Origin of the sequence: Desulfomicrobium norvegicum (genome assembly GCF_900114595.1) — a bacterium.
In the GTDB taxonomy this organism is placed as follows: domain Bacteria; phylum Desulfobacterota; class Desulfovibrionia; order Desulfovibrionales; family Desulfomicrobiaceae; genus Desulfomicrobium; species Desulfomicrobium macestii.
Genome location: NZ_FOTO01000001.1, coordinates 674835 through 690119 on the forward strand (window position 1 = coordinate 674835; position 15285 = coordinate 690119).

Genomic DNA, 15285 nt, shown 5'->3' on the forward strand with positions numbered 1-15285 from the left:
CCGCCAGCGGGCCGCGTATCGCAAAATCAGCCGTGTTTTCCAGGTTTTTATATATTCCCCCCCGGTCCGACTTCACGAAACGCCCCCCTCAACTCATCCAATAATACACGGCTCCGCAGAAAATCAGGCTGGCCACGCGAAAACCCTGGCTGCAAAAGATGAGTTCCAAGGCCAGTTTCGGCCTGAAAATGCCTGCGTAGTAGGGAAACTGATGCCGGAAGGCCCGCATGGGTGAAGACAGGACGTTCCCGACAATGAGCGCGATGACCACGTCGCGCACGGACATGGACCCGGCGTCGAGCAGAGCGCCGGCGGCGGCCATGCCGGCCGAAAACTCGGCGGCCAGCTGAAAGACAATGATGCCCATGGCCTTGGGATGCAGCCAGGACATGGCACTCATGTGCTCGGCCAGAAAATGCTCGACGACCGCAAACATGCCAAGCTTGTTCATGAAATGAACACCGACATAAATGGGCGCGGTAATCATCACGATCTTTTTGATGCGTCGCCTGAAACGACTCCAGGTCTTCTGCAAGACCTGCCGCGCCACGAGCTTTTCCTGGGCGGGCATGTCCATGGCATGGCAGCGGTTAAGCCCGGTCAGCAGAATCCGGCCAATGAAAAGAATCAGAACCGTGCGCAGCAACGCCGCCCCCACTGTGATGCCAAGATAGACCACAGCTGCGGATTTGAGGATGGGCACGGTGATAAAGATCATGCTCGGCAGGTGCAAGAAATAGGTCGGCAAGCTGTTGAAGAGATTGGTGAGGATGAGTTCACGGCGGGACAGTCGGCCCTGGTCGTACGCTTCGGCCAGCATGGTGTTGGCCGTGACGCCGGAAACAAAGGCCACGGAAAAACTGGCGGCGGAAATTTCGCACATGCGCCCGATGCGGGTCAGAGGATTGGCCAGACGCGCCATGAAACGGGTCCAGTGCATGGCCTCGATCAGGTTGCCGACAAAAAGTCCCACGGAAACAAGGCCGATCAGTTTGCACAGAGGCCACAGGATCTGCGCCCACAATTCAGCCGCGCTCATGCCTTGCGCCTCATGCCTTCAAACAAATTTCGCCCCGCTGATCGGGACCACACTAAAACCGCGCCGACGCCAACCCCGGCTCCCATGGCGTTGGCCACGGCATCCCACGGATCGAAAAATCGTCCCGTGGGCAACGCCCCCTGTGCAAACTCGAGCAGCAATCCAAGTCCGCCGGCAAGACAGAACGCCGTCAGCCAGGAGCGTCTCCAGGACGAGGGCCAAAAAGAAGCCATCAGGGCATAGGCCAGGAAATGAACAACCTTGTCGCTCTGTTCCGGTGCGCTGGACATATTCACCGGGATCAGGGAACCGACGATGAGGGCAAGCACATAGAACGCCCAGAAAAATTTGTGCAGGAAGATGACCGTATTTTCACGCATGGCCTCACCTATTCCAAAGGTCCGGACAGGGCAAGGGTTCGGGCTTCTTGTTATTTTGACGCCAAAGAACTATTGCCATCCCATGACGCACACGCCCACCATCTGGATAAATGCCGGAGAAACTTCCGGCGATTTGCATGGCCAGCTTCTGGTTCAGGCCCTGCGTGACCAGTGCCCGGATGCCAGATTCCTGGGCATGGCCGGACCGGCCATGCGTGAAGAAGGGGTCGAGGCCAGGCTGTGCACAGAGGCCCTGTCGGTCATGGGCTTCACCGAAGTCCTGGCACAACTCCCCAGAATCATGGGCCTCTTGCGTACCCTTGAAAGCCAGCTGGCAACATCCCGTCCGGATGTGGTGGTGGTCATCGACGCCCCGGATTTTCACTTCCGTGTGGCCCGAATCGCGCAACGCCTGGGCATTCCCGTCGTATATTACATCAGCCCCAAGCTCTGGGCCTGGCGGGAGGGGCGGGTTGAGTTCCTGCAACGCCACGTCGACCGACTGATCTCCATCCTCCCGTTTGAAGTCGAATTCTACGCCCGTCACGGCATGTCCATCGACTATGTCGGCCACCCGTTGCTTGACTCCATCAAAACGCCCCGGATCATGAATGTCCGCCGCCACGACAACCGAATCGGCATCCTTCCCGGCAGTCGCAAACGCGAAATAACGTCCCTGCTGCCCATTTTCTCCCGCGCCGCCGCCCTGCTGGCCGCCCGCTATCCGGATCTGGAATTCGTGCTGCCCGTGGCTCCCGGCATGGACCGGGAACTGATCAACCGCTGCTGGGTCTCGAAAACTCCGGTCACCCTGGTCAAAAGCTCCTCCCGTTACGAACTCATGCGCTCCTGCCGGGCCATCATGGCCGCTTCGGGCACCGTGACGCTGGAAACGGCCCTGCTAGAAGTGCCCACCGCCGTGGCCTACAGATTTTCCCCCCTTACCTATCTTTTGGGGCGCATGCTGGTGAAGGTGCCTTTCATCTCCCTGCCGAACCTCATTCTGGACGAACCCGTCTTCCCGGAATTTCTGCAGCACGATGCCAACCCTGCGGCCCTTGCCGCCGCCGTGGCGCAATGGATCGAGGAGACGCCTTCCCGGGCCCGCGTTCTCGACCGGCTTGGCGCTCTGCCCGCCCTGCTCGGCAACGGAGGGGCCACGTCGCGCGCGGCAAAAATCGTCCTGGACACCATGCGCAGGACCTGAAAGCCCGCCGTCAGCCGGGTGACTATCTTGCAGCAAGCCCGGGGAAGCAAAGATCAGGCTTGACAATCGATTCTCCATTGTTCATCTACGCAGACAGGAAACAAACATGAAAAACATCGCTACCCCCATTTCCATTATTATTCTCATTTCCGTGATTCCAGGATCACGGTCGGGGGAGTGACGCGTCTGCACAAGCGGATATCCACAAAAGAGCAAAGCCCCCGACCGCAAGGTCCGGGGGCTTTTTTTCATGCAAAAATGGCAAACTCAGGCCCGTCGGGCATGCAACCATGAACACCAGGCCACACGGCCGGCGGACACCGCCAGGAACTCAATGAACACCATTCAAATCTACGACACCACCCTGCGTGACGGCACCCAGTCCGAGGAACTCAATCTTTCGACAGAGGACAAGCTGCGCATCGCCACCAAGCTCGACCAGCTTGGGGTGGCCTACATCGAAGGCGGATGGCCCGGCTCCAACCCCAAGGACAAACGCTTTTTCGCGGAGATGCAGCAGTACCAGCTCAGCACGGCCAGGCTGGCGGCGTTCGGCTCAACCCATGCAGCCAAGGTCTCGGCGGAGAACGATGCCAATCTGCTCGCGCTCATCGATTCCGGCGCTTCGGTGCTGACCATCTTCGGCAAAACCTGGGACATCCACGTCACCGATGCCCTGAAAATCACCCTGGAGCGCAATCTCGAACTCATCCGGGACTCCCTGGCCTTCCTGCGCCCCCACGCCAAAGAGCTTTTCTACGATGCCGAGCATTTCTTCGACGGGTACAAGAAGAACGCCGACTACGCCATCTCCTGCCTTGGCACGGCGCTGGATTCCGGTGCGGATCTCCTGGTGCTCTGCGACACCAACGGCGGCACCCTGCCGGAGGAGATCGCCGCCATCATGGACGCGGTGCGTACACGCCTGCCCGAAGCGCGCCTGGGCATCCACGCCCATAACGACTGTGAGCTGGCCGTGGCCAATTCCCTGGCGGCCGTCCGGCACGGGGCCGTTCAGGTCCAGGGCACCATGAACGGCTACGGGGAGCGTTGCGGCAACGCCAACCTCTGTTCCATCATCGCCAACCTGGAACTCAAGATGGGATATTCCTGCCTGCCCGAGGGGCATCTGGAGCGCCTGACTGACACCTCGGCCTTTGTGGCCGAAGTGGCCAACCTGCGCTGCTTCAAGCGCCAGCCGTACACGGGGCAGTCGGCCTTTACGCACAAGGGCGGGGTGCATGTCGCCGCCGTACGCCGCAACCCGCGCACCTACGAACACATCGAACCCGAACTGGTCGGCAACAAGCAACGCATCCTGCTCTCGGACCTGGCCGGGCAGTCCAACATCCTTTTCAAGGCCAAACAGTATGGATTCGAACTGGACAAGGGCGACCCGTTTGTCCTTGAGCTGCTGACCGAACTCAAGAACCGCGAGGACCAGGGCTACGAATATTCGGCCGCCGAAGCATCCTACGAGCTTCTGGTCAACCGCGTGCTGGGGCGGGCCCGCAACTATTTCAGGCTGATCAGCTTTCGCATCATGGACTCGGTCTTCACCGAGGGGATGGAACCCTTCACCGAGGCCACGGTCATGCTGCGCGTCGGCGGCATGATCGAGCACACGGCGGCCACGGGCAAGGGTCCGGTCAACGCCATGGACTGCGCGCTACGCAAGGGTCTGGAGCGCTTCTACCCCAACCTTGGCGAAATGCGTCTCCTGGACTTCAAGGTTCGCGTCCTGACCGGATCGGTCCGCGAAGACGGGCACGGCGGAACAGCGGCCGTGGTGCGGGTGCTCATCGAATCCGGGGATCAAAAGAGCCGCTGGACCACGGTGGGCGTATCCTACAATATCATCGAGGCCAGCCGCCAGGCGCTGGAAGATTCCATCAATTACAAGCTCTTCAAGGACGACCAGAAAAAACTGACCCAGGCCATCCGGGAAATCTGACGGTAAAGCGGCCCGATGCGCAACGAGCCACCCGAAAATAATGCCTCCGACGTGCAGGCGGTGGGGCACCTGCACGCAACCGCAAGCGTTCAGGTGCTGGCCAGGCAAGGGCTGTCGGCTGTCTGACAGAGCCAGGCATCGTTTGTTTCCCGGCCGCGTGACGGACAGTGCCCTGCCCGCTGCCCAAAGTTCAAGACGGGGAAACATTACGAAGCCGGCGAGGGAGTTCCGGCAGACCTTGCCTGGCCAGTACCGAAACGCGCCACCCGAAAAAAAAAGCCCCGATTTCACGGGGCTTTTTCCTTTTGGCATGGGGTCCGAAGTTTTTAGATCCCAAGACTTTCCTTCATGTACTGGAAATCAATGATGGAGCTGACCAGCTGGGAGCCGTGCTGGATCTTGATCACATCACGCAGTTTGTGCCGCGACAGGATGGCTTCCATCTTCTTGGCCACGGTGAAGGTATCGTCGCGAACGACCACGATGGGCACTTCGAGAACCTCGGCCCGGGTCATGATGATGTCGTTGGGATAGAGATTGCCGGTCAGCACCAAGCACTGGCACTGCCCTTCCAGGGCGACCAGCTGAACATCGGAGCGGTCTCCGCCGACGATGATCGCGGACTTCTTGCTCTTGCGGAAATGGGTCATGAAATTTTCGACCTGCATGGTGCCGATCAGAAAATTCTCCACCACCCGCTCGGACTTGTCCTGGGCGGTAATGACCTTGCCGCCCAGACGGTCGGCCAGATCCGCGACCTTGATGGCGCCCATGAGCGGATCGGACGGGATCTTGCCCAGAATCTTGATACCCTTGCTCTCCATGAACGGATGCAGAAGCGAATCAAGCTCTTCCTTGAAAGCCGGGGGAATGTCGTTCAGAAGTACGCCCAGAAGCTGCTCTCCGAGCAGTTCCTTCATGGCGATGAGGTAGTCGTAATTGAGCTCTTTGACGTAGCGATCGATGATGATGGACTTGATCCCGAGGGACTTGACCACGCTGATCCCGTCCACACCGCAGTACTTGCCCGAATACATGCTGCCGGAACCGGCCACGATCATGACATCCTTGTCCTTGCCGAGCTCTTCGTAGGCAGTCTTGATGCGAGGCATCAGATCTTCGCACTTGCCCGTGAAGGCCTTCATCTTGAAATCCTGGTCCACGACCACGGGAGTGACCAGGGCGGGATTCTCGGAGAGCCCCAGGATGTCCTGAACGAAAAATGCGTCGGCATCGCCCAGCACTCCGTTCTTTTCCTGCGGCAAGGCACCCACCGGCTTCATGTAACCGACCCGGTAGCCCTCTTTTTGCAGTTTGAGCCCGATCCCCATGGCAATCATGTTTTTCCCGGAATAACCGGACGTCGCCCCTACATAAATTCCTACCATATTCCCTCCCGATCAGGACTGCGAAATTATTTTTTCGATCACGGCCCGACTATTCAGACTGAGGCAAAAGAGACATTCGCGCCCCGGCCACCCAGGCCCCCCTCGACGTGACCAGAACAGGATCGAATTCCAGGGTGTAAATTTCAGGAAAATCCAGAGTCATCTGCGACAATGTCAACAATACATCCTCAAGAGCCCGCAAGTCCAGCGCCTCGCGCCCACGCTCCCGCTTGAGCAGGGAGAAGACCTTGAGTTCCCGCATCATTCCGGCGGCGTCATCCAGGGACAATGGTGCAAGACGCATCGAATACTCCTGGAAAATGTCCGCCTGGCTGCCCGACAGCCCGAAGCGGATCAGTGGACCGAACTTCGGATCGCGCTGGACCCGAATGCAAACTTCCGCCGGTTTGCCGAGAATCATTTCTTGGACCAGACAACCCGAGACAAAGGCTTCGCTGCGCAGGCGCTGCACGCGCGAAGTCAATTTCATGAAACCCAGGCGAACCTCTTCGGAAGTCTGCAGATTGACCTCGACTCCGCCCACATCGCTTTTGTACTCGATATGCGGGGATGCAATCTTCAGCGCCACTGGACAGGCCAGACGCTTGGCGATCTTGACCGCGCTCTTGCTGGTCCGGGCAAGCTCCGTGCGGGGGAAACCAAGCTCATAAGCCATGAGCAGGGGCTGCACTTCAAAGCCGAACAGCTCGGTCTTGCCGACATCGAGGCAGTCTTTCAGAAAACGCTCGGCCTTGGCCTTGTCCCGGCGGTAACAGACCTCGACCGGATAGGATTTGGTCTTCCACCCGGCATAGCGAAGCATGGCCTCGAAGCTGGCCAGCGCCGCCTTGGGGTTGGAATAGCAGGGCAGGCCGTGACGCTGCAGAAAACGTTTCTCTTCCATCACCCCTTCCTGGCCGATCAGGCAGACCGCGACGGTCTTGCCTTCCGCCCTTGGCAAGGCGACCAGTTCGCGCACGATGGCCGGCAGGTCCACGCCAAGCCCCGGAGCGATGACCAACAGGGCCATCTGGATCTGCCGGTCGTGCAGCACCGTGTTCAAAGCCTGTGCATACTGAACGGGGGTGGCTTCCATGCCGATGTCCACAAGATTGGATGTCTGTGCATGGCGGGGAAGAACGTCGGCCAGACGGGCGGCCGTATCGCGGCCGAGGCGCGGAAGGATGAGACTGGTCCCGGCCATTCCGTCGGCGGCCAGAATCCCGGCTCCTCCGGAATTGGTGACGATGGCCAGATTCGGCCCCTTGGGCAGGGACTGAGTGCCGAACATGCGCGCCAGATCGAAGAGTGTAGAGAGATTGTCCACCTGAATGATGCCCGCCTGCTTCAGGGCGGTCTGGTAGGCCCTCTCCGATCCGGTCAGGGCGCCCACATGGGAAGAAATTGCCTTCTGCCCGTGCTCGGTCATGCCGGCCTGCAGCATGATGACCGGCTTTTCGTGGGTGATGGTCTGGCTGATGCGCGCAAAGCGGCGGCCGTTGTTCATGCCTTCCAGATACCCGATGATGACGCTGGTCTGGGGGTCTTCGGCCAGAAATTGAAGCATGGACGCTTCATCAATGACCGCCCGGTTGCCGAGGCTTGCGAATTTGGAGAAGCCGATCTCCTCGCTTGCGGCCCAATCCAGGATGGCGTTGCACATGGATCCGGACGGCGAAAAAAAGGCGATATTGCCCTGGCTGGGCAGCCGGGAAATGAGCGAAGCGTTCAGATGGTCCGCCCAGGAGGCCACGCCCAGACAGTTGGGCCCGAGCAAGGTCAGGTTCCGGCGTTCGGCCAACTGGATGATGGATTCTTCGAGATAATAGCCCTGTCCCCCGATCTCCCGGAATCCGGCGGAAATGATGATGACCGCCTTGATGCCCATGTCCGCGATCCATTCCAGCGCTTCAGGCACAAATTCAGGAGCAAGGCAGACCACGGCGAGGTCGATTCCTTTCAGATCGTCAAGGGTGCGCGGATCCTGTCCGGAGGTCCAATTGACGGGAACAATCCTCCCCTGATACCCCCAGCCTTCAAGATTTGAAAGCACGACACGGGCCGAGGCTCCTGCGTTGTCGAATGAACCGACAACGGCGATGGTTTGGGGAGAAAAAAGGGCGTGAAGATAATCGTCTCTCATGGAGAACCTTAATGTCACTGGAAGTTCCATCGGATGCACTGCAATCGCTGCAGAATGAAATCCATTATGAATTCAAGCAAGTCAAGCTTTTAATCCAAGCCCTCACACACAGCTCCCATGCCAATGAACACGGCTGTCCGCATAACGAACGGCTCGAATTTCTTGGTGATGCGGTTCTTGAGCTGGCTGTGTCCCAGGAATTGTTTCGCAAATTTCCGGAAGTGCAGGAAGGCCATCTGACCAAAATGCGCTCCGCGCTGGTCAGCGAAGGGGCGCTCGCGCAGGCGGCCAGAAGGATTCGTCTTGGCTCATGCCTGCTCCTTGGCCGCGGTGAGGATGTGCAGGGCGGGAGAGAAAAAAATTCCGTGCTGAGCGATGCGCTGGAAGCGGTGCTCGGCGCCGTCTACCTTGACGGGGGGCTGGAGTCCGCGATCACGTGCGTCAATTTTTTGTTCGAGGGGCAGTGGCCCGCGCCTCCGGAGACCTTCCGACCGCGCGACTTCAAAAGCCTGCTGCAGGAAGCCACCCAGCGCATCTGGAAGGCCAGGCCTTCGTATGCGCTACGCGACAGCCAGGGCCCGGAACACGCCAAGCAGTACACCGTCGTCGTGACCATGCCGGACAAGACCGAGGTTGAATGGGAGGAGCGCAGCATGCGCAAGGCCGAGCAGGGCGCTGCCGAGCAGGCTTTGCTGCTCCTGCGGAAACGCTTCCCTGATCTTTCCGAACCAGGCGCATAAGCCCGCCATCACCAGCAAAAGGCATTGCAAGAAAACAAGCCGGGGCCAAACGCCCCGGCTTTGTCTTTGATCATTGCCTTTGCCGATGGAAACCCGATTAACCCTGCATGAGCTGCATGGCCATCTGCGGCAGCTGGTTGGCCTGCGCCAACATGGCCACGGCGGACTGGGTCAGGATCTGGTTGCGCACGAATTCCGTCATTTCCTGGGCCACATCCACGTCGGAAATGCGCGACTCGGCGGCCTGCAGGTTCTCGGCCTGAATGCTCAGATTGGTGATGGTATTCTCCAGGCGGTTCTGCAAGGCACCAAGGCTGGCCCGGATATTGTCCTTGGAGACAATGGCTTCGTTGATGGCGTCGAGCGACTGCTGCGCCCCCTGCTGGGTGGAAATACTGAAGCCGCCGCCAACAGCCGGATCGGACTGGTTACCGACGCCAAGCGCCGAAGCAGTGGAGTTGCCGATGGCGATGTAGTAGTAGTCTTCACTGCTGTCATTGCCGGTGCCAAAATGGATCTTCATGGCACCTTGGGCTTGCAAGCCGCCACCATTGTGACCATCGCCCCAATCGGCAGCATTTGTTTCCGATGAAGAAAGATTGCCGTTGAGCAGATAAATTCCGTTGAAGTCCGTAGCATTGGCGATTCGGGTAATTTCCGAGGCCATGGCCTGGTACTCCGAGTCGATGATCAGACGCTGATCCGAGCCATAGGTGCCGGTAGCGGCCTGGGTGGCCAGTTCCTTCATGCGGATCAGCTTTTCATCGATAACGCCGAGGGCGCCGTCGGCCGTCTGAATCATGGAGATGGCGTCGTTGGCGTTGCGGACGCCCTGATTGAGGGACGCGATATCGGCGCGCATCAACTCGCGGATGGCCAGGCCCGCCGCATCGTCGGCGGCGGTGCCCACGCGCAATCCGGAGGAAAGGCGCCGGGTCGAGGTTGCTAAACTGCTGTAGGAATTGGACAGGTTCCTGGCGGAGTTCATCGCCATCAAGTTGTGATTTATGACCAAAGACATGTGAGATCCTCCTTACGCTGGTATGCACGCAACAATGCACACAGAATGCCATTTAAAATTTATTTATTATTTTCAGAATATTAGATTAATATCCCAGACAGAGCTTCGGCAAAGAGGTCAAAATTGCCTCCCACGGCTAAAGTTTTCCTCCCGCTGGACGATTATATTTATGAACTCATCCATCAAGAGGAGGCCTCGGCCATGAAAATAACCTCCCTCTCCTACGAGCCCCAGGAACTTCTGGCGCCCGTCGAGCAAACCAATCAGCTCAAATCCGACTTCGAAGACGCGGAGCGTGCCGCATCGGGCGGGCTTCAGGGCCGGCAATCCGGAGCGACGCCTGACGAGTCGGAAGAAATTTCCGCGCAGAAACTGCAAAACCTGACCGAAGCGGTCGATTCCTACATGTCCTCCCTGGGTGTGAACCTGAAGTTTCACATCGACGAGCGAACCGACACGGTCCAGGTGGAGGTGCGCGACCCCGAAACGCAAAAGCTGATCCGCAAGATCCCCGCCGACGAGATGCTCGACCTAGCCGTTTCCATAGAAAAGATGGTCGGACTTTTTCTGGACAAAGCCCTATAAACTGCTTGGTCCGCACGAAAAAAAACCCGCTCCGGGATTGCCGGAACGGGTTTTTTTTTCGTGCTGAAAGCTTAGAAGATTAGCGCTTGAGCTGGATAAGTACGGTCAGCATCTGATCGACGGTGGTGATGGTTTTGGAGTTGGCCTGGAAGCCCTTTTCCGTGGTGATCATCTTCACGAACTCCGTGGCCAAGTCCACGTTGGACTGCTCCAGGGAGTTGGAGGCGATGCTACCCTTGCCCCCGGTGTTCGCCAATCCGGTGATGGGCGGCCCCGAGGAGCGCGTCTCGGAAAAGAGGTTCCCGCCCTCGCGGTACAGGGCATAGTTGTTGTTGAACGTGGCCAGAGTCACGGCGAAGAGTTGCAGAACCTGCCCGTTGGAATACCTACCAGTGATGACCCCATCTCGGTCCACTGAGATGTTCTGCAAAAATCCTGCGGTGTATCCGTCCTGGGCCTGAAAGATGGTCGTGGAACCGGTGCTGTAGTTGGTGGATGAGAGAGCGCTTTTATCCGTCACATCAAAACCGTTAATAAGGGCCAAGTCGCTTGGGTCAAGGGTTGCCAACGCGGCCAAGTTGTCAAGACCGAGGTCTGAGGCTTCAGGATTCTGACCGGCGGGCCCAGGGTCCCATGTTGTCGTCTTGTTCCGCAAGCCAAAATTGATCTCGATATTTTTGGAAAGCGGCCCCACAATACTTCCATCCGAGGTTCCCAAAAAATTGGCCGTACACCGTGGATAGCCAGTCGGCGAGATATCGGCAGGTTCCCAGGAAGTCAGTGTATCAGGGGGCAAGGTGGTATCGTTGATCGTGAACGCGGACATATTCTCGAGTTCGCCAGCCGCGTTGAATGTAAGAGTACCAGCCATCAAAACACCTTTCATTTTCGGATCAGCAACACCATCCCAGAACTCGCGATTATCGTCACCAGGAGGAACAGTAACAATATATTCCCAATACTTCTTACCTCCAGCTTCAGACTCAACATTCTCATCGCCAACAGGATCCATATACACAGTTAGATTGTGGGACGAGCCGTTTTCATCATAAACCTTTATTGTAGTCTGATATGCGTAACTTTCTTCGGTCAGTGGTGAAGCTTCCCCCGCGTCATACGCGTTGAATAACGATGTAAACGGGGAAGTGGTGTAAGCTGACTTATCCTCCGATGCAGAGTCTACGTTGACGATCACATCAATCCGAGCCGTTGCCTGGGGTGGAGACTGGAAATTTTCCAATTTCACGTCCTGAGGCACGCCCTGAATCTGCACTCCGGATTTCGTCGGAGCTGTCGTGTTTCCGGTGGTTGAGGCGCTCGCATTTGTCTGCTGTACTTCCCACCCCTGAAGACGGTAACCTTGAGGATTGACCAGATAGCCATCCTCGTCAAAACGAAAGTTTCCGGCTCGCGTGTAGTAATTGATTTCCTGCCCGGCGGGGGAAACCATGAAAAATCCGTTGCCGCCGACAGCCAAATCCGTGGCTTCTGTGGTGCTCTCCAGGGAGCCCTGGGAAAAATCACCCATGACCGTACCCACGGACACGCCACGTCCCACCTGACCGCTGCCCGAAGCGGTGGTGATCTGCTGGCTCAGCGCATCCTCGAAATACATGCGCGAGCCCTTGAATCCTATGGTCGAGACGTTGGAGATGTTGTTGCCGATGACGGTCATATCCTCGCCATGAGCCTTGAGACCGCTGGTCCCGGAGTACAGAGATGCTGACAAACCCATAACTACCCCCTTCTTGATTCACTGCAATGAGCTGTGAAGAAAATTTACTCTTCAGCCACAACCGGCTGGATGACCTTCTTGATGTCGCTGAAACTGATCTTACGTCCGTCGCTCAGGCGGAAGAATGTCTCCCCGTCGCCCTGTTCCAGTGCGGTCACGGTGCCGGAGACTTCCGTGTCGACAAAAACCGTTGCCCCGGTTGGGCTTTCCGCTGAAAAATATACGTTGTACTGGCCGCTGTTGGCCGGATTCCCGTTGTAGTCCAGACCGTCCCAAGTGAATCCAAACTCCCCGGCCTGCATGGAGGAGAACTTCTCGGTACGCACCATATTGTTGTTTTCATCGTAAACATTGGCGTAGACTTGCGCGGCGGCGTCGGCCAGGGTGAAGTAGACCGGGGTCACGTAATTTCCGCTCTTGGTGATTCCGTCTCCCGAAGCCGTGATTTCCTTGCCGATGTAGTTGACGGCGCTGAGCATGTCCTGCTGGGCGGTCTTGTCCGTGAGGGAGGTGATGCCCTCGGAAATATTCGTCATCTGCTCAAGGCTCGAAAACTGCGCCAGCTGGGCAATGAATTCCTTGTCGTCCAGAGGATTGAGCGGATCCTGATTCTGCAACTGGGTCACCAGAAGCTTCAAAAAGGCGTCCTTGCCCAGGACATCGTTCTTGGATGCCGTGTCCGCGCCGTAAAAACCGCCCTGCTGCTGCAAAATCTGATCGATCATGACCGCCTCCTCTCAGGCAAAAATATCCAGGCCGCTTTGGGAAAGTTTTTCCCTGTGCCCGCTATTTTGCACATCCCGGACCATACCGCCCGCCACCCGTTCCAGAGTGCGCCAGCGCTTGGCCGACGAGGCCAATTCCTGGTTTTCCTGATAGCGGTTGTGATTCTCGGAGCCCTGCCACTGCGACTGGCTCTGAGAATCGGCCAGTTGCGTCTGCACCTCAAGTTTCCCGACCTTGAGCCCCTGGGCTTCGAGTTGCGTGCGTAGCTGCCCCAACTGCTCATTCAAGGCCAAAGAGGTCTCCTGATTGCTGGATCTGAGCACGGCCTGCACTTCCTTGCCCCGCACCTGCAAAATGACACTGACCTGCCCCAGGTCGGCCGGATCAAGACGAATGACCAGTTGCTTCACGCCCTGCCCCAGGTTCCTGAAGGCTCCGTTCTCAACCTGCTGATAGACCTCGGCGTTGCGAGCACTGACGGGAGCCTCCATCCTCTGCTGAAACTGACTCTGGGAAGCCTGTGCGGAGGCTGGGGTCAGCGTCTGGGATTCGGATGCTGTCTTTGTGTTCCCGGCGACCTGGGCGGCGCGGGAGGTGGATGAGGACGATTTTTCCCCGTCCTGCGTGCCGAAAAATCCCTGACGGGCATCGGGCTGCTTTTTCTCCCCCTTGGAATCCGCGGCCGCAGCGCTTCCGGCGGAAGCGGCTTCGCCCTCACGCGCCAGGGAGGCCGCGTCCTGCGCTACCGTCTGCCCGGAGCTTTCCCTTGCCGCCACGGGTCTGTCGGCGGCAGCCGGCAGGCCGCCGCGCGTCACGACGCTCCCGTTGCGGGCGGCGCCGTCCTGATCCTTTGCGGCGGCATGCTTGCGCTCCGCGTCGGTGGCCACGGACTCTGCGTGCCAGTCCTGCGCCGAAAGAGCTTCTTCCGTGGCATCAAGCACCACAGAGCTTTTCCCGGCGGAACCCTCGGACGCCGCGACGCGAATTCCGGGTTGACCTTGAACATCCGAAGACTGTTTCTCGCTGCGGACCGGGCGAGTTCCGATCTCAGGGCCCTTGCCGTCCTTAAGCGCGACCGGAATCTCGGACTTGGGATCATCGCCCTGCTTGCGATCCAGGGCTTCGCCGGACGCGGCCTTCGCAGCTTCCGCCGCCAAAATCCGAGACCTCGCGACGCGGGACTGTCCATCCTGCGCTCCCTCCATGACGCCGGCTTTCGAGGCAACGGAAGCATCGGCCTTGCCCAGGCTCTTTGTCAGGCTCTTGTCCGGGCTCACGCCTTCATGTCCCGCCGTCCGATGCGCTTCCAAGCGGACCAAAAGGGCGTCGATCTTCTGCATCACAGAAGACGAAGCGCTCTGTGTCTTCCGCTCCAAATTTTCGGTGCCTTCGCCCCGTTTCCCGTCCGCTGCCAGCTCCGCCTTCAGGCTTCTCATCTGCTCGCCCAGGGTCACGGCCAGTTCGCTGCGGTTCGAAGGATCGCTCTTTTGGAATTGACGGAGAAGTTCGTGCAGGGCCGCGATTTTTTCGGAAATGACGGATTCATCGTTGTCCGCGCCCCTCGCCCTGACTTCCTCGGCCAAGCTGTCGAGCAGCTCCTGCACTGCGGCAGCGGTGGAGTCATCCGCATTGTCCGCATTCGTAGCGCCGGTCTCTTTATCCAAGGCAGCGCTCTCGGCAGCGGATACGGAATCCGCCTGCCCAGATCCTGAGGCTTGGGGCTCCTGCACGGCAGCTTTTGCCGAGCCACCTGCGCTTTCTTCCACACGGTTTCCCTCATGGTCGGCAGGGTCCGGACTTGCGGAGACACTCTCTTCTTCAATTGGGGACGACTCGCGATAATCCGTATCCCTTCCATCTTCGGCAGGAACATGATCGTCAGCGAAAACCTGTTCGTGACTTGCAGGCGGCTCGGCCTGACTGGTTTGAGGAGTTACGACGGCTGTATCCGGCTGGTTCAGATGCGCCGAAAACAGATCATGAAAATCCTGACCGGACCGATTTTCCATCATTTCAAATGCGCCGCCAGCGCGAAAGGACTGTGCCCCACCAGACATGGATGCGGGAAAAAACTGCATTCTTCACCTCCTGCTGGAGGCAATAGATCAAAAGACGGGCCAAGCCGGAGCACGAAGGCCAAGGCGCCCCCCCGAAAGAAATTTTCCACCCGGAAAAACGCACCGCGCGCGTCCTACAAAAAAAGCGATTTCTGTCTTACAAAGCCTTTTTGATTTACTTTTTTCTTCCGCCCATGTTAAAAAAAATCGACTATCGCGTCATGGACTGTGTGGGGTTTTCGGAGCTGGCTTCTCCGAAAGCCCTCGCTTCCCGAACACGGGAAGCACACGACAAACGCCCAGCGGCTTC

Annotated in this window: 13 protein-coding genes; 5 read left to right on the plus strand and 8 right to left on the minus strand. The window is 58.3% G+C overall.

Annotation, left to right across the window (positions count from 1 at the left end; all coding sequences use genetic code 11):
* Nucleotides 1-88: 88 nt before the first annotated feature.
* On the minus strand, nucleotides 89-1039 hold the full coding sequence (locus BMZ24_RS03065; protein ID WP_092189132.1) for a hypothetical protein: 951 nt from the start codon (nucleotides 1037-1039) through the stop codon (nucleotides 89-91).
* Nucleotides 1036-1419, minus strand: a complete 384-nt coding sequence (locus tag BMZ24_RS03070) for a VanZ family protein (RefSeq protein ID WP_092189134.1) — start codon at nucleotides 1417-1419, stop codon at nucleotides 1036-1038. Before BMZ24_RS03070 ends, BMZ24_RS03065 begins: the two co-directional genes overlap by 4 nt.
* A gap of 82 nt (nucleotides 1420-1501) precedes the next feature.
* Here BMZ24_RS03070 and lpxB point away from each other — a divergent pair, with 82 nt between their 5' ends.
* On the plus strand, nucleotides 1502-2626 hold the full coding sequence (lpxB, locus tag BMZ24_RS03075; RefSeq protein WP_092189136.1) for a lipid-A-disaccharide synthase: 1125 nt from the start codon (nucleotides 1502-1504) through the stop codon (nucleotides 2624-2626).
* 334 nt (nucleotides 2627-2960) lie between these two features.
* The gene (gene cimA, locus BMZ24_RS03080; RefSeq protein ID WP_092189138.1) at nucleotides 2961-4580 is read left to right on the plus strand and encodes a citramalate synthase; all 1620 of its coding nucleotides are present in this window, start codon (nucleotides 2961-2963) and stop codon (nucleotides 4578-4580) included.
* A 326-nt stretch (nucleotides 4581-4906) separates the two neighbouring features.
* Here cimA and BMZ24_RS03085 read toward each other — a convergent pair whose 3' ends face one another.
* Together BMZ24_RS03085 and BMZ24_RS03090 are read right to left on the minus strand one after the other, a co-directional pair.
* A complete protein-coding gene (locus BMZ24_RS03085) occupies nucleotides 4907-5968 on the minus strand; it encodes a phosphotransacetylase family protein (protein WP_092189140.1) in 1062 nt (353 codons plus the stop codon).
* A gap of 49 nt (nucleotides 5969-6017) precedes the next feature.
* On the minus strand, nucleotides 6018-8111 hold the full coding sequence (locus tag BMZ24_RS03090; RefSeq protein WP_161949015.1) for an acetate--CoA ligase family protein: 2094 nt from the start codon (nucleotides 8109-8111) through the stop codon (nucleotides 6018-6020).
* 11 nt (nucleotides 8112-8122) lie between these two features.
* On the opposite strand from BMZ24_RS03090, the gene rnc reads away from it, so the two are divergent.
* Nucleotides 8123-8851, plus strand: a complete 729-nt coding sequence (gene rnc, locus BMZ24_RS03095) for a ribonuclease III (RefSeq protein ID WP_092189144.1) — start codon at nucleotides 8123-8125, stop codon at nucleotides 8849-8851.
* Nucleotides 8852-8948: 97 nt separating this feature from the next.
* On the opposite strand, the gene BMZ24_RS03100 is transcribed toward rnc, so the two are convergent.
* The gene (locus BMZ24_RS03100; protein ID WP_092189146.1) at nucleotides 8949-9872 is read right to left on the minus strand and encodes a flagellin N-terminal helical domain-containing protein; all 924 of its coding nucleotides are present in this window, start codon (nucleotides 9870-9872) and stop codon (nucleotides 8949-8951) included.
* A gap of 201 nt (nucleotides 9873-10073) precedes the next feature.
* Here BMZ24_RS03100 and BMZ24_RS03105 point away from each other — a divergent pair, with 201 nt between their 5' ends.
* Nucleotides 10074-10457 (plus strand): flagellar protein FlaG, encoded by a 384-nt coding sequence (locus tag BMZ24_RS03105; protein ID WP_143077822.1) that lies wholly within the window; start codon nucleotides 10074-10076, stop codon nucleotides 10455-10457.
* Between the two features lie 79 nt (nucleotides 10458-10536).
* Here BMZ24_RS03105 and BMZ24_RS03110 read toward each other — a convergent pair whose 3' ends face one another.
* Genes BMZ24_RS03110 through BMZ24_RS03120 form a run of 3 tightly spaced genes read right to left on the minus strand, consistent with a single transcriptional unit; the run spans nucleotide 10537 to nucleotide 14684 of the window.
* Nucleotides 10537-12192 carry a flagellar hook protein FlgE gene (locus tag BMZ24_RS03110; RefSeq protein ID WP_092189150.1) on the minus strand — a complete coding sequence of 552 codons (1656 nt, stop codon included), beginning with the start codon at nucleotides 12190-12192 and terminating at the stop codon, nucleotides 10537-10539.
* A 44-nt stretch (nucleotides 12193-12236) separates the two neighbouring features.
* A complete protein-coding gene (locus tag BMZ24_RS03115) occupies nucleotides 12237-12917 on the minus strand; it encodes a flagellar hook assembly protein FlgD (protein ID WP_092189152.1) in 681 nt (226 codons plus the stop codon).
* 12 nt (nucleotides 12918-12929) lie between these two features.
* A complete protein-coding gene (locus tag BMZ24_RS03120) occupies nucleotides 12930-14684 on the minus strand; it encodes a flagellar hook-length control protein FliK (RefSeq protein WP_161949016.1) in 1755 nt (584 codons plus the stop codon).
* A gap of 105 nt (nucleotides 14685-14789) precedes the next feature.
* On the opposite strand from BMZ24_RS03120, the gene BMZ24_RS19755 reads away from it, so the two are divergent.
* Nucleotides 14790-15149 carry a hypothetical protein gene (locus BMZ24_RS19755; RefSeq protein ID WP_161949017.1) on the plus strand — a complete coding sequence of 120 codons (360 nt, stop codon included), beginning with the start codon at nucleotides 14790-14792 and terminating at the stop codon, nucleotides 15147-15149.
* Nucleotides 15150-15285 lie beyond the last annotated feature (136 nt).